Here is a 19,671-nt window from a genome sequence, read left to right on the forward strand (position 1 = left end):
TCAGGCCCGACGGGAGCGGGCTTCCGAGCCGTGGCGCCCGATGCGGCGCGGACAGCGTGGCAGCCAGGGCGGAGGGCTGGGACGGAATTCCGTCACCGCAGCAGGTCTCGGCCTGCCGCGTGTCCTCCGCTGCGATGCGCTGCGTTGTAGGCGCTCGACACCGCCCGCGGACGCGAGGCGGGCGGACGTGGACCGAACTCCCAAGGCCGGCCCGCGCGTCAGCGCTGCGCGGCCAGCGCTCCGGTCACCCATGCGCGTGCGACGCAGCCGGGATCAGGCGTAGGCGTCGAGCAGACCGAGCGTGCGCGCACGCGGCGCGGGCGCAAGCGTGCCGCTCCCTTCGTCGTCGCCGGGGGTGCTGTCGCTGCGTCCCGGGCCCGAGTCTCCGGACTGGCCGGTACCGGTCTGACCGCTGCCCACATTGGCGTGGGCCAGCTGGAAGCCGTGTTCGCCCAGCAGGTCGCGCAGGCGTGGCATCCCGTGTTCCAGGGCCTGACGGGTTTCGGAATTGGCGCTGATGAAATCGGCGCGGATGCGATCGCCGTCCAGGTGCAGACGCACCTCGACCGGCCCGAGATCGTTCGGCGTGACCCGGATGCGGGCCTCGCTGATCTTGCGGTCGGCCATCCACTCGAGCTGGGCACCGAACTGCGCTTCGAAATCTTCCGCGCCCACATGGGGGGTGGGCAGCGGCGTTGCCAGCAGCGGCGGCGGTTCGCGCAAGGGGGCCGGCGCCGGCAGCACGAAGGTGACGGGCGCGGGCTCACCGCCTTCAATCGTCAGTGCCTGTTCCGCCACCAGCACGGGCACCGGCAGCAGCGCTTCGTCCGGGGCCGGCAGTGCCGCCAGGGACAGCGGGGCGGCGGCGATTGCGGCCTGGCCTGGCGTTGTTGCGCGCCCGGCAACGCCGAGCGCCTCCGGCAACAGGGCTTGTGCCGGCGTACTGAGCTGAGGCTCGGACAGCGGCACCGCATCGTCGTCCGCGAAACCCAGCAGCCCGGCCAAACCGGCGGGTGGCCAGCCTGGAACAGGAGGCTGCGCGTCAATCGCGGCCGGTGCGGCAGGCGCAGCCGGTTCGACTTCGGGCGCAAGCGTGCCGCGCTTCGGCGTGAGTGTTTGCGGGCCCATGTCGGCCGGCGTCGCCGGATCCTCCGGTCCGGGGCTTGCGGCACGCTGCGCTCCGGCGCCACCGTCTGCCGCCTGGCGCCGTTGCAGCGCCTTGGCGAACGCATTGGATTCACCGTTGCCGGCGTCGTTTGCGGGCGCGCCGCTCTTGGCCGAGGCGGGCGCTGGCGAGGGTGTGGGCGGCGCTGCAGTCAACGGGTTCATGGATCTGCTCCATCCGCGGCGGCGAGCTGGGCGAGGCGCACCCGTCGCGCACCGAGGTCATCGAGCTCCCGTTGCGAGCGGCGTTCGTCGACCTGGCGCTCCTGCGCGCGATAACTTGCGGCCAGTTGCTCGAGCACCTGCTTGTCACGGCTGGCCAGCAGCAGCCGGCCGCGCTCGACTTCGACCGTCTGCCGGCTGTTGTCGACCGCGCGCGACTGCTGTTCGACTGCCGACTGCAGCCGATCGATGAAGGCGCGGCGGTTGGCCAGCTGGGCGGGATTGGTGGCGGCCATCTGGCTGTGCCCGTACTCGTCGGCATACCGGCGCAGCTCGTCCAGTTGGGCCTCGTGCTGGGCCAGCGTGCTCTGCCGCTCGGCCAGCACGCGCGCCGCCGCGTCTTCGGTTTCCTGGGCGCGGTTGAGCAGGGGATCGATGCGGCGGGACTGTTTCATGCGGCGGGTTCCTCGGGATGCAGCAGGCGCTCGAGCGCTTCACGGCTGTGGGTCAGATCGGCGGCATGGGCGATGTCCTGGCCCAGGAATTCGACGATCTCGGGCCAACGCGCCAGGGCCTCGTCGACCGCCGGATCGGCGCCGCGTTGATAGGCGCCGATGGCGATCAGGTCGCGGTTGGCGGTGTAGGCCGAGATCAGCCGCTTCAGCGAACGGATCCGCTGGCGCCAGGTCTCGTCGGCGATCTCGGTGACCACGCGGCTCACCGAGGATTCCACGTCGATCGCGGGATACAGGCCGGCATCGGCGATCCGGCGCGACAGCAGGATGTGACCGTCGAGGATCGCGCGCGCGGCATCGGCAATCGGATCCTGCGGATCGTCGCCCTCGGTGAGCACGGTGTAGAAGGCGGTGATCGAGCCGCGACCGGCAGCGCCGTTGCCAGCGCGTTCGACCAGTGCCGGCAGCTTGGCGAACACGCTCGGCGGATAGCCGCGGGTGGTCGGCGGCTCGCCGACCGACAGGCCGATCTCGCGCTGGGCCTGGGCGAAGCGGGTCAGCGAATCCATCAGCAGCAGCACGTTGAGGCCCTGGTCGCGGAACCATTCGGCAATGGCCGTGGCGCGGTAGGCGCCGTGCAGGCGCGCCAGCGGCGGACGGTCTGCCGGTGCGGCGACGACGACCGCGCGGCGCAGGCCCTCTTCGCCGAGCGTGCTCTCGACGAAATCGCGCACTTCGCGGCCACGTTCGCCGATCAGGCCGACGACGATGACATCGGCCGCGGTGAAGCGGGTCATCATGCCGAGCAGGGTGGACTTGCCGACGCCCGAACCGGCGAACAGGCCGACGCGCTGGCCGCGACCGATCGGCAGCAGCGCATTGATCGCGCGCACGCCGACGTCCAGCGGCTGGATGATGGGTTCGCGCGCCAAGGGATTGATCGAGACGCCGGCCATGCCGACGCTGCCTTCGGCGCGGATGGGGCCCTTGCCGTCGAGCGGTACGCCGTCGGAATCGATCACCCGGCCCAGCAGGCCTTCGCCGACCTCGACGCCGCCGCGGCGCAGCACCGGCACCACACGTGCATTCGGCAGCAGACCGTGGGTTTCGGCGCTCGGCATCAGCGAGGTGCGATCGCCGGCGAAGCCGACGACCTCGGCCTCGACCCAGCCGCCATCGACTTCCACCTTGCAGGTGGCGCCCATCGGCGCTTCGCAGCCGACGGCTTCCAGCGTCAGGCCCACGGCGCGGCGCAGGATGCCTTCACGCACCAGACCGCGTCTGGCCGCGGGATCTGGGCCGGTCGCATCCAGGCGCGTGGCCAGGCGCAGGTTGCGCGCGGTCAGCCAGTCGGCCGGATCGGCGAAGGGGAGGGCGACGGGACTCATGTGCGTGTCCCCGCGCGGCGCATCACGGTGTCCAGCACGCCGCGCAGACGGGCGTCGAGACTGCCGTCGATGCGCACGGTTTCCGCATGCACGCGCAGGTCGCCGCGGGCCAGGGCCGGATCGGCCACCAGGCGCGTGGCCGGCGCAAGGGTCAGCAGGGGCGCCAGCGCAGCGATGTCGTCGGGGTGCAGGCGCACCTCGACCTCGCGGGCCATGCCGCCGGCCGCGTCCACGGCCTCGGCGATCAGGCCGGCCATCAGTTCCGGATCGGCCTCGTACGCGCCGCCCACCAGACCGCCCGCAATGCGCACGGCGAGGTCGCCGAGCGCGGCGACCACTTCGTTCTCCAGCCTGACCAGCGGGCGCGAGAAGTTGTCGAGGATGCCCTCGATCTGCGCCGTCAGACGGCGCATTTCGCCCTGGGCCTGGGCCAGCCCTTCGGCGTGGCCCTGGGCCATGCCCTCATTGAAGCCTTCGTGCTGGGCATCGTCGCGGATCTGCTGGATCTCTTCGAGCGACGGCGGGTGCGGCATCTCCACCGGCTCTTCTTCGCAGACCGGCGGTACTGGCTCCTCCATAGAAGGTGCATACCAACGCACGGCACTGTTCATACGAGCGCCTCGGTGGCGCCGCCGCCGAGCGAGATCGTGCCCTCGTCAGCCATGCGCCGGACCAGGGTCAGGATTTCCTTCTGCGCGGCTTCCACGTCGGACAGACGCACCGGCCCACGGGCCTCCATGTCCTCGATCAGGATCTCGGCCGCACGCTGCGACATGTTGCGGGTGATCTTGTCGCGGACCTTGGGATCGGCGCCGCGCAGGGCGATACCGAGACGCTCGCCGGAGACCTCGCGCAGCACGGACTGCAGTTCGCGGTCGTCGAGCTCGTTGAGATCGTCGAATACGAACATCAGGTCCTGGATGCGCTGTCCCAGCACTTCGTCGACCTTGCGGATCGCGGCGAGCAGGCCCTGGTCGGGACCGGTATCCATGAAGTTGAGAATGTTCGCCGCCACCTTGATGCCGCCCACGGCGGACGACTTGAGATTCTGGTTGCCGGCGAACTGGCGCTCCATGATCTCGTTGAGTTCGTTGAGCGCATTGGGCGGAATGCCGTCGAGCGTGGCGATGCGCAGCAACACGTCGGCGCGGGTGCGTTCGGGCAGCAGTTTCAGCGCATCGGCGGCCTGGTCGGCGTCCAGGTGCGACAGCACGATGGCGATGATCTGCGGATGCTCGTGGCGCACGAGGTCGGCGATCGCGCGCGGGTCCATCCACTTGAGCGTGTCGAGACCGGTGGTGTTGCGGCCGAGCAGGATGCGATCGATCACGCCGCCGGCCTTGTCGGCGCCCAGCGCCTGGACCAGCACCGCGCGGATGTAGTCGTCGGCGCCGACGCCGAGCGAGGTCTGCCGGTCGAGCGCGCCGGAGAAGTCCTCCATCACGTGCCCGACCTGCTCGCGGCTGACCGAGCCCATGGTCGCCATCGCCAGGCCGAGCTTCTGCACTTCCTTGGCGTCCATGTGCTTGAGCACCTCGGCCGCGTCCACTTCGCCGAGCGAGAGCAGCAGCACGGCTGCGCGCTGTACGCCCGTCAGGGCGTTGAGATCATGCGGCCGCTTCATCGTCCAACCATCCCTTGACTACTTGCGCCACGCGCTTGGAATCCGTCTTCACCGCCTCGCGCGCAACGCGCAGACGGTCCTCGTAGGCATCCGATGGCAATGCGATCGGCGCACGTGCACCGGCCAGTGTGTCGATGCTGGCGGTGTCGTCGGCCAGCGCCGGCAGCGGTTGATCGCCGTCGAGCAGGGTGACCTCGGCCGTCGCCGGCTTCTTCGGCGCAGGCAGCTTGGACGGGCCGGCAATCTGGCGGACGGCCGGGCGGACGACGCCGAACAGCAGGGCCAGGACCACGAGCGCACCGAGCGCCAGCCGCGCGATGTCGCGCAGCATCGGCTGCTGCCACCACGGCGGACCTTCGAATCCTTCCGACGCCTCACGCACGAACGGTGCGTTCATGACCGAGACCGTGTCGCCGCGCGCTTCGTCGAAACCGACGGCCTGGCGCACCAGCGCTTCGACGCGCTGCAGCTCCGCGGCGGTCAGCGGCTGCGTGGTGGAGGTGCCATCGGCGCCGGTGCGCGGCACGTGGTCGACCAGCACCGCAGCGCTGACCCGGCGGATGCGGCCGGGCGGCTGCCGGGTGTGGCTGAGGGTCCGGTCGAGTTCGAAATTGCGGGTGGAGCTGCGCGAGGAGTCGCCAGCAGCCTCGCCGCCGGTGGCAGCGGCCACCTGGGCGTCCAGCGGGGCAGGATTGATCGCGTTGTCCGGCAGGTTCGGCGTGGCGCCGGGGACGCCCTGGGCCACCGCATCGCGGCTGGAGGACTCGCTCAGCTGCTCGCTGCGCAGCTTCGGCGGATCGGCGTTGTACAGCTCGCGCGCTTCTTCACTGACGGAGAAATCCATGTCGACGGTGACTTCGGCATTGACCCGGCCGGCGCCCGTCATCGGCTCGAGCAATTCGCGGATGCGCTGGTTGAACGAGGTTTCCTGGCGACGCGCCTGTTCGAACTGCAGCGCGCTGAGTGCGGCTGCGGGGTCCTGGCCATCGCTGCTGAGCATGCGGCCGTTCTGGTCGACGACCGTGACCCGGTCGGGCGAGAGGTCGGGAATGCTGGACGCGACCAGATGCACGATCGCGTCGACCTGGCCGCGCTCGAGCGTCGCGCCGCCGCGCAGCTCCAGCACGACCGATGCGCTGGCCGCTTCGCGCTGACGGGTGAAGGCCGAGGGCTTGGGGATCGCCAGATGCACGCGGGCATCGCGCACCGGTCGCAGGGCGGCGATGGTGCGCACCAGCTCGGTTTCGAGTGCGTGCTGGTAGCGCGCGTTCTCGACGAACTGGCTGACGCCGAAGCCCGGATCACGCTCCATCAGCTCGAAGCCGATGCGGCCGGACTCGCCCAGCCCGGACCCGGCCAGCTTCAGGCGCGCGTCGTGGAGATTGGCTTCCGGCACGGAGATCGCGCCGGAGGCCTGGTCCATCTTGAACGGGATCTGCGCGGCACGCAGCAGGTCGGTGGCTTCCGCGGTGGCCTTGGCGTCGAGCCCGGCGTAGAGCGGCACATAGCCGGGCTTCTGCGCCCAGAAGAACACCATCAGCCCGACCGCGATGGCTGCGGCCAGCAGCATCATCTTCGCCAGCCGCCCGGCGATCTGCATTTTCTCCAGACGATCGAGCACATCGACCGCCTTGCGGCTGGCCGCCTCGGTGTTGAGGGCTTCTTTGGACAGCGTGATCGCCATGGTGTTCGCTTATTCCTGTCCGGGCCGCATCACAGCGGCATGTTCATGACGTCCTGGTACGCCTGTACCAGTCGATTGCGCACTTCCACGGTGGCGCGGAAGGCCACCTGCGATTGCTGCGAGGCGACCATCACCTTGGCCAGATCCGCGCCGGGCTCGCCCAGTTCGAATGCCCGCACCAGCTGCCCCGACTTATGCTGCGCGCCGTTCACGCCTTCCAGCGCGTTGCGCAGCGTCGCGCCGAAGGTCGGCGCCGCTGCGCCGGTCGCCCCGATCCCCTGCATCCCGCCGACGCCGCCCTGCACGGCGATCGCGTCGCTGCGCGCGACGTCGCCGGCCATGGGCCGCGACTGGGTCACCTGGCCCTGGTAGCTGCGGATCTGCGACAGGATCGAATTGACGGAGTGGCTCATGGGATGGCCGGGGACGGAAACCTGTCAGCGTTGATGCAAGACGTGTGCCGGAACGCGGGTCTGGTGGAGGCGGGATTCCGGCGCCCCGTACGGCGGCGCGGTGATCGCCTGCGCGCCGCCGCGCACTGCGGTGATGCGCGATCAGGCCGGCGGGCACACTGGATCCCACACCGCAGGGCGCACGCGGCCCCGGCGGTGGTCACCAGCGGGGCCGCGGCCCTTGCTCAGGCCGCGAGATCGCGCTCGATGCCGTACTTGCGCAGCTTCTCGGCAAGCGTGGTGCGGCGCAGGCCGAGCAGCTGTGCCGCGTGGGCGACGACGCCGTCACTGCGCTCCAGCGCTTCGCGGATCAGGCCCAGTTCGATCCGCGCCATGTGGTCGCGCAGGTCCATGCCGTCTTCGGGCAAGTGGGCGCTGTCGTCGACGCCTGCAGAGGCTTCCGCCAGTGCGGGTGCCGGCGGTGCGGCGACGGCCGTCAGCACCGCTGGGGCGGGGGGCGCGTCGACCGCCGGCACCACGTCCGCATACAGATGCTCGCGATAGCGCTGCGGCAGGTCGTGCACACGTACCAGGCCACCGGGATTGAGCACCGCGAGACGCTCGACCAGGTTGCACAGTTCGCGCACGTTGCCCGGCCAGGCATAGCCCGCCAGCGCATCGAGCGTATCGGCGGCGAAGCGGATCTCGCCGCGGCCGTTGCGGGCCAACTGGGTGGCCACCGTGCGCACCAGCTCGGGCAGATCGTCGCGGCGTTCGCGCAGGGCCGGCATTTCGATCGGAAAGACGTTGAGGCGATAGAACAGGTCCTCGCGGAACTGGCCGTCGCCGATGCGGGCTTCGAGATTGCGGTGGGTGGCTGCGATCACGCGCACGTCGCACTTGATGCTCTGGTTGCCGCCCACGCGCTCGAAACAGCGCTCCTGCAGCACGCGCAGCAGCTTGACCTGCATCGGCAGGCTCATGTCGCCGATTTCATCGAGCAGCAGGGTGCCGCCCTCGGCCATCTCGAAGCGGCCCTTGCGCGCGGACAGGGCACCGGTGAAGGCGCCCTTCTCGTGACCGAAGAGCTCGCTTTCCAGCAGTTCGGCCGGGATCGCGCCGCAGTTGATCGCAACGAACGGGCCGTTGCGACGCGATGACCGCTGGTGGATCGCCCGCGCGGCGACTTCCTTGCCCGAGCCCGATTCGCCGAGCACCAGCACGGTCGTATCGAATGGTGCGACCTGGTCGATCATCCGCCGCAGCGCCTGCACTGACGCACTCATGCCGGTGGGGCCGCCTGCGTCGTCGGTCTTGGCCTTCTCGTCCGCGTCGAGTCGCTTGAGGCTGGCCATGCGAAGCAGATTCTCCAGCTGGGCGTGGCGCAGGGGCGATTCCAGCGCCCACACCCCGGCCTCGTGCAGGCCGTGCGTCGCAGCGAAGACGGCGGGCTCGTCGTCAAGCAGCAGCACGGGCGGCGGCACGGCGTCCTGCCCGAGCCAGCCGAAGAAGGCCTGCGCGGCGGACGGGTCGTCGATCGCGCCGACGAGCACGGCGATCCAGTCGTTCGGTCGATTGCGTGCAGCCGAGACTTCGCCGGGCTCCGACACCCAACGCGGACGCAGGTCCATGAACTCCAGCAGCGTGCACAGACGCTCGGCGCGGTCGCCGTTGCTGTCGATGACGAGGATGCGGGCTTCACTCACGACACGACTCCATCACGCGGCGCTTCCGCGTGCAGCGATTCGAGGATCTGCATGACGTCCTGGATGTAGGACAGCTTGCTGACGAAGTTGTCGGCGCCGGCGCGCATCGCGTGTTCGCGGTGCTCGGCGTCGTCGAAGTGGCTGGCGATGACGATGTAGGGCGGCGCGTCCTGCGCCTTGATCAGGCGCGCGGCCTGCAGGCCTCCCATCTCCGGCATGGCCAGATCCATCAGCACCACGTCCGGACGCAGCGCCTCGGACTGGGCGATCGCCTCGAGGCCGTTGCTGGCGGTACCGACCACTTTGAGCCAGTCCACCTTGCGGAAGTGGCGCTGCGCGGCGTTGATGAAGCCTTCGTGGTCGTCGACCAGAAGTACGTGGATGGTCTGCATTCCGATGTCCTCAGCCCGCACGGGCGAGCAGGGTGGGGCGGGCACCGCGACGGCGCGCGCGCGCCGGGGCGATGTCGAGCTGTTCGCGGTACTTGGCCACGGTGCGACGCGCGATGTGCACGCCATGGCGGGCGAGCAGGGTGGCGATTGCATCGTCGGCCAGTGGGCGCTGCGCCGGTTCGGCCTCGATCAGCCTGCGCACCATGGCCTTGACCGCGGCGCCGGAAACCGTCGCGCCATCAAGGCGCACGGCGAAGAACCGCTTCATCTCGATCGTGCCGCGCGGGGTCTGCAGGAACTTGCCGCTGGTGATGCGCGACACCGTGGATTCGTGCATGCCGATCGCATCCGCCACGTCCTTGAGGGTCAGCGGCGCGATTTCTTCTTCGCCGCGCTCCAGGAACGCGGCCTGGCGCTCGACGATCACCCGCGCCGTGCGCAGCAGGGTGTCGTAGCGCATGGACAGGCCACGCGTGAACCAGCGTGCTTCCTGCAGCATCTCGCGCATCGGGCCGCTGGCTTCGCCATCGCTGAGCGCGCGCTCGTAGCCGGCGTTGATCGACACCCGCGGCGCGGCCGCAGGATTGAGGGCTACGCGCCAGCCGGCGTCGGCATGCCACACGACGACGTCCGGGACGACCGCCGTGTTTTCGACCGGTGCGCCTGCTTCAGCGGGGCGCGGGTCGAGCGACAGAATCAGCCGCACCGCCTCGTGGATGTCGGCTTCGTCGCGCTGCAACTGCCGGGCAACGCCCGCGATATCGTGGGTGCCGAGCAGATCGAGGGCTTCGTCGATCACGCGCCGCGCCAGACCGCGACCGGCCACGCGGCCGGGCAGGGCGTCGAGCTGGGCGAGCAGACACTCGCGCAGATCGCGCGCGGCCACGCCGGCCGGATCACCGGCAAGCAGCGTCCGACGCACGCTTTCCACCCTGGCGGCCGTGCGGCCGAAGCGGATCACGGCCTCGTCGAGCAGCATGGCGTACGGCGCAGCGAGGTAGCCGGCGTCGTCGCAGTGCTCGAGCCAGAAGGCGGCGATCGGAAGGTCGTCGGCGTCGAGCGTCGTCGCCAGGCGCTGCAGGATGCGCAGATGCGGATCGCTCGATTCGGCCGCGGCAATCCGGTGCAGGCCGTCCTCGTCCTCGCCACTCCAGCTGCCGCCGCGCACGTCCCACATCGACGACTCGGGCAACTCGTCGAATGCCGCAACTTCGGTGCCGCCATCGGCGCGTTCCGGCACTGGACTTGCAGTGGTGTCTTCTTCGAGTTCGAGCAGCGGGTTCTGCTCCAGCACGCGACGGACTTCCAGCTCCAGTTGCAGACCGTCGAGCTGGAGCAGGCGAATCGACTGCAGCAGCTGCGGCGTCATCTGCAGGCCCTGGCCAAGCTGCATCGAGGTGGTGGCGCTGGCTTTCATGGCGTGTCCGGATTCCGTCGTGGCGCGCCTTGCGCCAGTAAAGGGATCGTGAAGCCATGGTGACGGATCCGCTATCAGGGCGTTTCCCATGCCCGCCGGGGTGCGCCCCACGTCTGTAGGGGTTTCCCCGACAGCGGGGCGGACATGCAGGTGGCGGCTTTTTGTCGGGGGGCGAGTCAGGGATCGCTGCGGGTCTGACGCGCCGCCAGCAGCACCAGCTCGTTCGCACGGCGGCAGCCGAGCACTTCCATCATCCGCGCGCGATGCGTTTCCACCGTCTTGACGCTGATCTCGAGTTTGACGCCGATCTCCTTGCTGCTCAGCCCGCGCCCGATCAGGTCGAGAATCTGTCGTTGCCGGTTCGACAGTGCGTCCACGCCCGATGTCTTGGGCCGGCCGAACAGTGGCGCCATCATGCGAGACGACAGCCGGGGGCTGAGGAACACCTCGCCGGCCAGCGCGGTCCGCAACGCCAGTTCAAGCTCCAGCGGTGCAGCGTCCTTGACCACGAACCCCGCAGCGCCATGCTCCAGGGCACCCCGCACATGCTGGGCGTCGTCGTGCATCGACATGATCAGCACCCGTACGGCGGGGAGTTCCGCATGGATCGCGGTCATCGCCTCGATGCCGCTGCGGCCCGGAAGCGACAGGTCCATGAGGACGACATCGGGGCGGTGGATCAAGGCCAGCTCCAGCGCCTCCTCGGCGCGGCTGGCTTCAGCGCAGACGTCGACACCGCCGAAACCCTGCAGCAGGCGGGCCAGGCCCGCCCGCACAAGGGTGTGGTCGTCGACGATCAGTACTCGCAACAGCAGCTCTCCCTGCACCCGGGCATGCCCGGTGCCGCAAGGATACGACAGACGCCGATCCTCAGCGCCGGCGCTGCTCGGCGACGGCGCGGCGATGCAGCCGGAAGAGGTGACGGTCGAGCGCTTCGACCAGATCCGGGCGCAGGTCGACGAAGGCCAGCCAGAGGCGGATTCCAACGGGGATCTCCCGCCGTGCGATCACGCGGGCGGGCAGTTCGAGGTGGTCGGGGAGCCATGCCGCGGGTTGCAGGCGAATCAGGGCTGCAGTCTGGGGCGCCAAGTCCCCCGCGGATTCCAGGTCAACCCGCAATCCCGCGGCCGACCATCGAAGCGGCCGCTCGGACAGGCCGTCGGCGCGCATCGCCAGACGCCCGACCAGTGCGAGGATCAGATCGAGTTTCGCATCCATCCGCTGGGCCAGCAGTGGCAGGTCTCCATGCTCGTCGGAGCCTTCCTCCTTGCGCAGGTCCTCGATCTGCGCAAGGCCGTGCAACAGGGTGACCGCCTGGGCCTGGCGGCCGCGGGACGACGTGGGCTCAATTGCAACCGGAAGATCGATATCGCAGCTCAGTGAGTCACCGAACAGCTGCGCATCGGCATCGTAGACCTGCGGGGGGTCGACATCGGGGCTCACAAGGCGTCTCCGGCGTAGGCGCGCGATGCGCTCTCGGTGCGACGGGCCAGACGCAATGCCTCGCCGATGACCTGTTGACGCGCATGCATCCGCAGCAGCAGGGCGTTCTGCAACTGCAGCAGGCCGCGCAGCGCCTCGACGGGCGCCTGTGGGCCGACCTCGGCGATGTAGAGGTGCAACTGCTCGTGATACGCGGCCATCTGTTCACTCGCATCTTGGACATCGCCATCGAGGGCGGTTCCGAGCGCGTCGAGACGCGCGTGGAGCTCCGCCAAATCGGGCGTGGTCACGCCGCCGCTCCGGCGGTCATCGGCGCCGCGGCAGGCTGGATTGCGTGCCATGCAGCCTCGATCTCCACCAGCAGCGCCAGCGATTCCTGCAGGGCGTCGACGTCGTTGTGCAGGTTGGCCTCGGTCAGGCGCCGGACCAGGTAGTCGTAAAGCGACGCCAGATTGCCGGCGATCTGGCCGCCGGCTTCGTGGTCGAGTGAGCCGTTGAGATGGCTGACAATCGCGCATGCCTCGCCGATCGCCTTGCCTTTGCGCAGCTGGTCGCCGTTGGCGATACAGGCTTCGGCCAGCCGGATCCGCTCGCAGGCACCCGCCAACAGCAGCGCGATCAGCTTGTGCGGATCGGCCTCGGCCACGCTCGTGGCGACTGCCATCCGGCGGTACTGGTCTGCATGCTGGCGGTTGGATCCGTACATGAAATGTCCCTGGAGTGACGAAGCCGGGATGCCGGCATAGTGATATCGGCGGCGCGGGCCCCGGACTTGAGGCTCAGTTGTTGCTGTTGGACGACAGCAAGCTGTTGAGCGAACTGCTGCTGCTCTGCATCTGGACGACCATCATCTCCATCGCGGTGAACTGCGCGGTGTACAGGCTGGACAGGCGTGTCATGCGCACGTCGAGCGCGTCGAGCTGCTTTTCCAGGTCAGAGACCTGCTTGTTCAGACCCTCGGTCCGCTTGACCAGACTGCCGCTGATGGAATCGAGATTGTCCTTGAGCAGCGTCGACAGGTTCGCGGTGTAGCCGCCCTCGGCGCCGAAGACCGATTTGGCAGCGACCGGATCGGCAGCGATGGCGACTGCGAAGTCGCTGGCGCTGAAGCTCAGCAGGCCGTCTTTGCCGGCGGTGACGCCGAGTGCCTTGAGGCTTCCAGACTGCTCGCCGATCTGGCCGCGAAGTTGCTGCTGCAGCGTACGGACCAGAGAGTCGCCGTTTAGCGCGGCCGCGGACTTGGTCGTGGCGTTGTAGCTGCTGCTGGACTTGAGCGTGCTGACGACACTGTTGTACGCGGTGACGAAGGCGGCGACGTTCGCGCTGAGCGCCTCGTTGTCCTGGGCGATGCGCAGGGTCTGTGTGCCTTCGGTGACGCGCGTCAGGTCGAGCGTGGTGCCCGGCACGAGGTCGGCAACGCTGTTGCTGGACGATCGGCGCTCAAGGCCGTCGACGAAGACGACTGCATCGGTCGCCGCGACGGTTTCGGTCAGTCCGCCGCTAGGTCCGTTGGTCAACGCCTGCAGGCCGCCATCTCCGCCTTCTGCGGTAATGGTCAATTTGTTGGCAAGACCGGTTTCGGCCGCGGTGAAGACCAGTTGCTGGCCTTGGCTGGACGTCACGACCGTGGCACCCACACCCTTGCCGGCCGCCGCCCGGTTCACGGCGTTGGCGATGTCGGCCAGCGTCGCGCCTTCGCCGATCTCGACCTCCAGGCTCTGATCCTCGCCCCAGGCGAAGCGCAGCGTGCCGCTTCCGGGCGCGGCGTCCTGCGCATGGCCGGCTGATGCCAGCTTCTGCGCGCCGGCGAGCGCATCGATGCGCACGCTGTAGCTCCCGGGCACGGCGCCCGTGGCTGCCGTCGCGGTAAAACCAGCGTCCGCGCCGGTCGTCGCTTTGAAAGCTGGTTTATCGGCGCTGGTCGAAAGCCGGTTCAACGCGGTCTGCAGATTGGCCATCGCGTTCCTGACCTGGCCGACCGCCGACAGTTTGGCGTTGACGGCTGTGCCGACCGTTGTGATGCGTTGCTCGGTGGGCGCTCGAGATGAGCTCACCAGACTGGCCACGAGACTGGGGATGTCGATCCCGGAGCCGGTCGCGGAAATAGCCATGTCGATCTCCTGTTATCGGGGCGTGCCTTCCTGCAGCCCCGTTTTACCGGGAGCGCTTTGGATATCGGCCCACTTCGCTTGGACTTGAGGTATAGCCCTCTGTTGCAAGAAACGTACCGCGGCCCGCAGCGGGAAGCTCGCCGCCCGGCTCAATCCGGCAGCCATTGCGACAGCCAGAACCCGGCGTATTCCGCGTCCAGCATCCAGTCGAGGTGGACGGCCGTGCGCAGCGCGTCGCCAGCCCGGGCCGCGGCATCCAGATCGTGGGTGTGCATCCGGATGGCCTCGACCCAGTCCCGGAAACGCGGCTTGACGCGTGTCACCGGCAGGTCGCCACGGTATGGCGCGACATCGCTGCACACGACGGGGAACCCGCAGGCGCCGTACTCGAGCAGTCGCAGGTTGCTCTTGCAGCGGTTGAACAGGTTGTCCTCGAGCGGGGCCAATGCGAGATCGAGATTCAGGCCTGCCAGTCGGGCAGGGTAGTCCTGGATCGCGACGCCGGGATGGAACTCGTGCACGTAGGGGCGCAGCTTGTCCGGGCACATGCCGAGAAACACCCATTCGACCTCGTCGGCCAGCTCGCGCACCACATCGGCAATCAGTTCAAGGTCGCCGCGATGTCCGGAACCGCCGCCCCAGCCCACGCGGGGGCGGCGTCCTTGACGTCGCTGCGCCGTCACCGCGCCCCACCAAGGCAGCGGCAGTCGATTCTCGACGACACGGATATCCGGATGCAGGCCGTCCAGTGCTTCCGCGAGCGGCGCGGTTGAGACGACAAACCTGTCCACCAGCTTCAGCGCATCGCGCATCGTCTTGAGCACGTCGCTCGGCAACTGCCCCTTGTGTGCACTCTTCATTGGCACATTGGGGAGGTAGTCGTCGAGTTCTGCGACCTTGAAGCTGCGACTGAACCGGAGCATGCGCTTCTGCGGCTCCAGCTGGCTCTTGAGCATCTGCCGCTGCAACACCACCACGTCAGGCGCGAGGCGCTCCATCTCCACTGGCGTGCAGTAGCGGTCGCCGGTTCTGACGTCGGCAATCCCGAAGTCGTTCATTGCAGCGGCGGGCTGGATCACTCGGTAGTGGCCGCATCCGTAGCGATCGGCGGGCAGCACAAGCGCCACCGGCAGGGGACGCCAAGGCAAGGGGTTCCAGTTGAACGTGCTGTCCGTTTCGACCTTGAATGCAGCGCCGTTGAGCGTCAGGTTTCGGTTGTATGCCGGGTCGCGGGCGAGGACCGGCAGCCATTTCGCGTACATCGCGTCCTGCGCCTCGATGCGCAACCGCGCTTTCGTCTCAATACTCGTCCTGTCTTCCCGAACCTGGCTGGCGCCACCTTCGTGGAGGAGCAGCGCGTGGGGCGTCCACACGATCAGATAGCCCGCCTGACCGACCTTCAGGCACAGATCGGCGTCATTATAGGCGTTGCGCAGCGCCCCGCCGTCAAGACCGCCAATCTCGTCGAACAGTGACTTGCGGATCATCAGGCACGAACCCGAGACGGCACTGTAATTCTGGTCCACCTGCAGGCGGTACATGTAGCCTGGCGCGTCGATTTTCCCGCCCGCGAACGCGGGCGCCGCTGGGCCATGCAAGCCCAGCACCGAGCCGGCGTGCTGCACCGTGCCATCAGGATTAAGCAATTTTGCGCCGACAATCCCGACCTCCGGGCGTTGCGCATGATTGAGCATCGCGTCCAGCCAGTCATCACGCAGGACCGCGGTGTCGTTGTCGAGCAGCAGCAGATACTCGCCTCGCGCACTCTGCGCGGCGAGATTGACCATCGCTGCATAATCGAAGGGCTGCGCGTAGCGCATTACCCGCAACTGGGGGCTGTCCATCGCCGCGATGCCGTCCAGCCAGCTGCAGGCATCGCTGTCGGTACTACCGTTGTCGACGATCAGCACCTCGTAGTTCGCGTAGCGCGTCTTCTCCAGCAGCGACTCGATACATCGGTTGAGCAGGCCGAACTGGTTCCGGCTGGGAATGATGATGGAAACCCCCGGCGTCGGCTGGTGTCCATAGTCGATCCTGTAGCAACCGGGCTGATGCGCCTCGATTGAGGCGCGATCGTAGCCACGATTGCGCAGGTGGCGATGCAAGAGCTCGAGTTCCGAGTCGCGCGTGCGCACTTCCTGCGGCGGCAGGATCAGCAAAGGTTCGTGCACATGTCCGAGTCCTTCGATGCCGCCGGCATCGATCAGCCGGAGCAAGAGATCGAACTCCGGTGCGTCGGCGAACGCGGGATCGAAGCCGCCCGCGTCGAGAAACGCATCGCGGCGGAACAGCCAGTGACGCGACAGGCCCGACGGCATCGACAGCAGTAGATCCAGATTGAAGTCGGGTCGCAGCAGGGCGGACAGTTCGCCGGTACCGCTGCGCATCATCTCGTCGGCACAAAGCGCGCGCGTGTGTGGCGTTGCAATCAGCTCGAGCGCGGCCGCCAGCATGCCGGAGGCGATGAATTCAGAGCCGGCGTCGACCACGATGATCCAGTCGCAGTCACCGTTCTGCACGATTCGATTGACGTCCGGGTAGCTGCCCTCCGGATGGAAGTGGATCTGCAGTGCCGTCGCACTCCCGACTGCCGTTTGCATCGGAGGCGGCTTGCCCAGCCAGTCGAGTCGCAGATACGGATAAAGGCCATGCGCCCGCTGCAGGCTTGCGAGGGTGGCTGCGGCCGCATCCGGCGAGGGTGCTTGGCCCACGACGATCACACCGAACGTCGGGCACGTCGCGGTCTGCAGCGCCTGCGCCACGATCGCGCTCTGGGCGGCGGTCGGCATGCGTCGCTCCAGCCACTGCTGCATGGATGGCGCGACCTTCGGAGTATCTTCGCCGGAGACCTTCTTGCGCATGACCTCCTGCGTCGTTGACGTGAAGGCCTGCAGCCGGGTCCAGAAACGGTCTTCGGCCTGCACATGCTGGCGGTGCACTGCCGAAGTCTCCGCGTGCGCCTGGGCGAGCGAGGCCGGCGAATCGTTCCAGACGATGCCACCGCCCACGTCTGCCCGCGTCTGCGGCGTACACGCATAGCGGTCGTAGCCCGGCGCCGTCAGGGCGACAACCGGGCAACCGCACATCGCGGCCAAGCGGCAGGTCGTGGATGATTCGAAGGTGTAAAGCACTCGCGCCCGACGAAAGAGCGGGGCAAGCGCGTCGAGAGGGAGGGGAGCATCCGGCGAGAGCACCTGCACATCGGCGGGGAGCTTCTGGAAATCGATTGCCGATTTCGGCACCCGGTTGAGATACAGCAGTGCGAGCGTTCGCTCTTCCGCGGGTTCTGGCGAGAACGTGTCGGGATCCACCATCGGCAGGGTCAGAACCTCGCCGGGCCGGGCCGGATCGACGAACTCCGCACGGTGATAGACAAATATGTCGCCGGGCGCCGCATCCATCGTGTTGCCGCCGATGACGCCTTCCCTGTTGAGCATGTAGCGAACGCACACGTCCGCCCCCAGGGGATTGCCACTCACGGTTTCCGGGTAGACCGCGATGAAAGGGCGGCGGTCTGCGATGTGCTGATCACGGATCTCGTCGGTCAGGCGCGGGGTCTTGAGCCGCGGGTGGACGGTCGTGCAACCGGTCACGTATGCGTCCGCGCCCTCGAGATTCAGTGCGTGGCAAAGGTAGTGCAGGCACTGGATGCCCGATGAGGTCTCTCTGTAGTCCGGGGCGACCACGTAGTAGGGAAATTCCACGCGGCGATGAAGGCGCCCGGTTTGCGGGGACGCCGCCGGGATCGGCACGATGGGCGCATGCAGGGCGCCTGCTTCGGCGTGGGACGTGCGCTCACGCTCCTCTGTCGGAGCGCGATTGCGCTGCGTTGGCTCGGTCACGATGTTCATGCAAGTACAAAGATCGGTCGATTGAGAAACTCGCCCAGATCGTCTTTGCGATGGCGGTTGCCATCGCAAAGGTCGCGATAGACGATCTCTCCTGACGTATCGCGCTCGGCGACACCAACGTGGCGGACCCGCCATGCGCCATCAATGCCCGACTCCACGAACGCAACCATCTCGTCGATGGTGCCGTGCTCGAACAGGCCCGCGTCTCGGTCGCCCTTCCAGTTGAACCCCAGTTGGAACACAAGGGTGTCGCAGTGCTCGCGCATCCGTCGCAGGCTGCGGATGATCTCGCCGCGGGCGCCGTCCACGGACAGCGCCTTGTCGCCGTAGTCGTCGCCGACGTGGTGCAACACGTTCAGCAGCAGGGCGACGTCGTAGTGGCCTCGCTCGCGCTCGAAGTCGAAGTAGCGCGCATGGACCTCCATGCGTGCGTCGAGCCCGAGCACCCGCCGTGCGGCATTGAGAAACGCAGCGTGGTCGGGGCTGCCCTCGTAGGCGGTCGCATGACTGGCGCCGAGTCGCAGCATTTCCATCAGGAAGAAACCGCCGTTGCTGCCGATGTCCAGGACGCTTTGGCCGTCCACGTCAATCAGGTCCAGCACATAGCGCAGTCGCGCCGCTTCGTATCGACGCAGCACGGGCAGAGTGCTGTCGGCCAGATGGGGCGACAGCAGGGCCGGGATTTCCTGGTAGCAGGCGTGCTTGCTGCCGAGGCGGGTACGTTCGAATGCCTCGCGCAGCGAGGACACGGCGTCGGACATGGTGGAATCCGTGGTCATGGTTTGATGGGACGAGAGGTGTGAAACAGACGCGACTTCAGCGCGCCGACGATCTCGCTGAAAGACAGGCACAAGCTGTCGCGTTTGAAATGCACGTCGCAGGCAAGCAGCGCGAGGCAGTCGCCGAGCCCCAGCTTGCGTGCGGCCGGATAGATGCGTGGCCGGCGTTTGTGTCCCCAGTCGGCCAACCAGCCACCCAGCCATACATAGCGCCCGCCGGCGATGTCGCCGGACAGCGGGCGACCGTATCCGGTGAACGCCTCGGGCAGGAACCCGGCGCGGTCGGCGAGGCTCCATGGCCCCCAGAAGCGCGGATTGACTTCGATGAGGTAGTGCAGGCCCTCCAGCTCCATTGTCTCGATCATCGCGTAGCCGTGATAGCCCAGACCCTGGAACAGCGCGGTCAGTCGCTCGCGGGTCGACACGTCGGGACATCCGCACAGTTCAGCGGCGATGATCGATTTGCCGTTTGCCTGCTGCAGCAGGTTGCGCTGATAAGCGAACGTGGCGGCGCCGTCACGGCCGAAATGGGCGAGATAGTAGTAGCTGGCGCCGTCGAGATAGGACTGGAAAAAGTACTGCGAAAGGTCGGCATTCCTGAGAAACGCTTCCAGCGCCACGGCATCGTGGATCAGTTCCGGGTAGAGCTTGCGTCCGTCCGCGGCAAACTCGCATCGCGGCTTCGCCACCAGTGGCAGCGCCGCGGGAACAGCTGCATCCAGGAGCGGCGGGACGCGCAATCCAAAACTCGCCGCCCGCTCCAGCAGGCTCGCCTTGTCGGAGACCGCCGCGTAGATCGCCTCACTGACGAGAGGCACGGCCAGCCCGGCCTGTTCGAAGCGTCGCCTGTGGCGCAGCACCAGCCTGTTGATCGATTCGGCGGTGGGCATGAACGCCAATGCCTGGCCTGGATGCCGCGCGGTCAGCGCGCGCACGCAGTCGATCATGTCGTCGAGGTCCAACGTGTCCACACGCCGGGTGGCTTCGATCCACCTGCGGTAGCGGGTTCGCCGCAATGGATCGGCGCCGGGCCGCGCGACCAGGGAGCAGGGCAGGTCTCGTCTGGAGAACGAGCGACAGATCGCCAGCACCGCGCGCTCGTT

At 68.0% G+C, this 19,671-nt stretch carries 18 protein-coding genes; all 18 read right to left on the reverse strand.

The window, feature by feature from the left end; all coding sequences use genetic code 11:
- Positions 1-273: 273 nt before the first annotated feature.
- Positions 274-1,329, reverse strand: coding sequence for a flagellar hook-length control protein FliK (locus J2W68_RS06295; RefSeq protein ID WP_310233718.1), 1,056 nt, complete (start codon positions 1,327-1,329; stop codon positions 274-276).
- The gene (fliJ, locus tag J2W68_RS06300) at positions 1,326-1,781 is read right to left on the reverse strand and encodes a flagellar export protein FliJ (RefSeq protein ID WP_310233720.1); all 456 of its coding nucleotides are present in this window, start codon (positions 1,779-1,781) and stop codon (positions 1,326-1,328) included. Before fliJ ends, J2W68_RS06295 begins: the two co-directional genes overlap by 4 nt.
- Positions 1,778-3,169, reverse strand: coding sequence for a FliI/YscN family ATPase (locus J2W68_RS06305; RefSeq protein ID WP_310233721.1), 1,392 nt, complete (start codon positions 3,167-3,169; stop codon positions 1,778-1,780). The genes fliJ and J2W68_RS06305 overlap by 4 nt, the downstream gene beginning before the upstream one ends.
- Positions 3,166-3,780 carry a FliH/SctL family protein gene (locus J2W68_RS06310; protein ID WP_310233723.1) on the reverse strand — a complete coding sequence of 205 codons (615 nt, stop codon included), beginning with the start codon at positions 3,778-3,780 and terminating at the stop codon, positions 3,166-3,168. Before J2W68_RS06310 ends, J2W68_RS06305 begins: the two co-directional genes overlap by 4 nt.
- Positions 3,777-4,766 (reverse strand): flagellar motor switch protein FliG, encoded by a 990-nt coding sequence (gene fliG / locus J2W68_RS06315; protein ID WP_310233903.1) that lies wholly within the window; start codon positions 4,764-4,766, stop codon positions 3,777-3,779. The genes J2W68_RS06310 and fliG overlap by 4 nt, the downstream gene beginning before the upstream one ends.
- 10 nt (positions 4,767-4,776) lie before the next feature.
- A complete protein-coding gene (gene fliF, locus J2W68_RS06320) occupies positions 4,777-6,477 on the reverse strand; it encodes a flagellar basal-body MS-ring/collar protein FliF (protein WP_310233726.1) in 1,701 nt (566 codons plus the stop codon).
- Positions 6,478-6,506: 29 nt separating this feature from the next.
- Entirely contained in the window at positions 6,507-6,890 is a 384-nt protein-coding gene (gene fliE / locus J2W68_RS06325; protein ID WP_310233729.1) for a flagellar hook-basal body complex protein FliE, read from the reverse strand.
- A 224-nt stretch (positions 6,891-7,114) separates the two neighbouring features.
- On the reverse strand, positions 7,115-8,575 hold the full coding sequence (locus J2W68_RS06330) for a sigma-54 dependent transcriptional regulator (RefSeq protein WP_310233731.1): 1,461 nt from the start codon (positions 8,573-8,575) through the stop codon (positions 7,115-7,117).
- Complete coding sequence (locus J2W68_RS06335) at positions 8,572-8,967, reverse strand: response regulator (RefSeq protein ID WP_310233733.1); 396 nt, start codon at positions 8,965-8,967, stop codon at positions 8,572-8,574. The genes J2W68_RS06330 and J2W68_RS06335 overlap by 4 nt, the downstream gene beginning before the upstream one ends.
- 10 nt (positions 8,968-8,977) lie before the next feature.
- Positions 8,978-10,384: an RNA polymerase factor sigma-54 gene (gene rpoN, locus J2W68_RS06340; RefSeq protein ID WP_310233736.1), complete on the reverse strand. Its 1,407-nt coding sequence runs from the start codon at positions 10,382-10,384 to the stop codon at positions 8,978-8,980.
- 176 nt (positions 10,385-10,560) lie between these two features.
- Positions 10,561-11,193, reverse strand: coding sequence for a response regulator transcription factor (locus J2W68_RS06345; protein WP_310233738.1), 633 nt, complete (start codon positions 11,191-11,193; stop codon positions 10,561-10,563).
- Positions 11,194-11,254: 61 nt separating this feature from the next.
- Positions 11,255-11,827, reverse strand: a complete 573-nt coding sequence (locus J2W68_RS06350; protein ID WP_310233740.1) for a PilZ domain-containing protein — start codon at positions 11,825-11,827, stop codon at positions 11,255-11,257.
- A complete protein-coding gene (locus tag J2W68_RS06355; protein ID WP_310233741.1) occupies positions 11,824-12,117 on the reverse strand; it encodes a hypothetical protein in 294 nt (97 codons plus the stop codon). The genes J2W68_RS06350 and J2W68_RS06355 overlap by 4 nt, the downstream gene beginning before the upstream one ends.
- Positions 12,114-12,533, reverse strand: coding sequence for a flagellar export chaperone FliS (gene fliS / locus J2W68_RS06360; RefSeq protein WP_310233742.1), 420 nt, complete (start codon positions 12,531-12,533; stop codon positions 12,114-12,116). Before fliS ends, J2W68_RS06355 begins: the two co-directional genes overlap by 4 nt.
- Positions 12,534-12,606: 73 nt before the next feature.
- On the reverse strand, positions 12,607-13,944 hold the full coding sequence (gene fliD / locus J2W68_RS06365; protein ID WP_430539679.1) for a flagellar filament capping protein FliD: 1,338 nt from the start codon (positions 13,942-13,944) through the stop codon (positions 12,607-12,609).
- Positions 13,945-14,087: 143 nt separating this feature from the next.
- Positions 14,088-17,789: a glycosyltransferase gene (locus J2W68_RS06370; protein ID WP_310233905.1), complete on the reverse strand. Its 3,702-nt coding sequence runs from the start codon at positions 17,787-17,789 to the stop codon at positions 14,088-14,090.
- Positions 17,786-18,550, reverse strand: a complete 765-nt coding sequence (locus tag J2W68_RS06375) for a class I SAM-dependent methyltransferase (protein WP_310233746.1) — start codon at positions 18,548-18,550, stop codon at positions 17,786-17,788. The genes J2W68_RS06370 and J2W68_RS06375 overlap by 4 nt, the downstream gene beginning before the upstream one ends.
- Positions 18,551-18,564: 14 nt before the next feature.
- Positions 18,565-19,659 (reverse strand): hypothetical protein, encoded by a 1,095-nt coding sequence (locus tag J2W68_RS06380; protein ID WP_310233749.1) that lies wholly within the window; start codon positions 19,657-19,659, stop codon positions 18,565-18,567.
- Between the last annotated feature and the right edge of the window lie 12 nt (positions 19,660-19,671).

Source organism: Luteimonas terrae, assembly GCF_031457535.1.
Taxonomy (GTDB): Bacteria; Pseudomonadota; Gammaproteobacteria; order Xanthomonadales; family Xanthomonadaceae; genus Luteimonas; species Luteimonas terrae_A.

Coding starts and splice junctions, on each gene's coding strand:
- J2W68_RS06370 (WP_310233905.1), bottom strand. CDS start 17,789: ATGAACATCGTGACCGAGCCAACGCAGCGCAATCGCGCTCCGACAGAG.
- fliE (WP_310233729.1), bottom strand. CDS start 6,890: ATGAGCCACTCCGTCAATTCGATCCTGTCGCAGATCCGCAGCTACCAG.
- J2W68_RS06295 (WP_310233718.1), bottom strand. CDS start 1,329: ATGAACCCGTTGACTGCAGCGCCGCCCACACCCTCGCCAGCGCCCGCC.
- J2W68_RS06305 (WP_310233721.1), bottom strand. CDS start 3,169: ATGAGTCCCGTCGCCCTCCCCTTCGCCGATCCGGCCGACTGGCTGACC.
- J2W68_RS06375 (WP_310233746.1), bottom strand. CDS start 18,550: ATGTCCGACGCCGTGTCCTCGCTGCGCGAGGCATTCGAACGTACCCGC.
- fliJ (WP_310233720.1), bottom strand. CDS start 1,781: ATGAAACAGTCCCGCCGCATCGATCCCCTGCTCAACCGCGCCCAGGAA.
- rpoN (WP_310233736.1), bottom strand. CDS start 10,384: ATGAAAGCCAGCGCCACCACCTCGATGCAGCTTGGCCAGGGCCTGCAG.
- J2W68_RS06335 (WP_310233733.1), bottom strand. CDS start 8,967: ATGCAGACCATCCACGTACTTCTGGTCGACGACCACGAAGGCTTCATC.
- fliS (WP_310233742.1), bottom strand. CDS start 12,533: ATGTACGGATCCAACCGCCAGCATGCAGACCAGTACCGCCGGATGGCA.
- fliF (WP_310233726.1), bottom strand. CDS start 6,477: ATGGCGATCACGCTGTCCAAAGAAGCCCTCAACACCGAGGCGGCCAGC.
- J2W68_RS06310 (WP_310233723.1), bottom strand. CDS start 3,780: ATGAACAGTGCCGTGCGTTGGTATGCACCTTCTATGGAGGAGCCAGTA.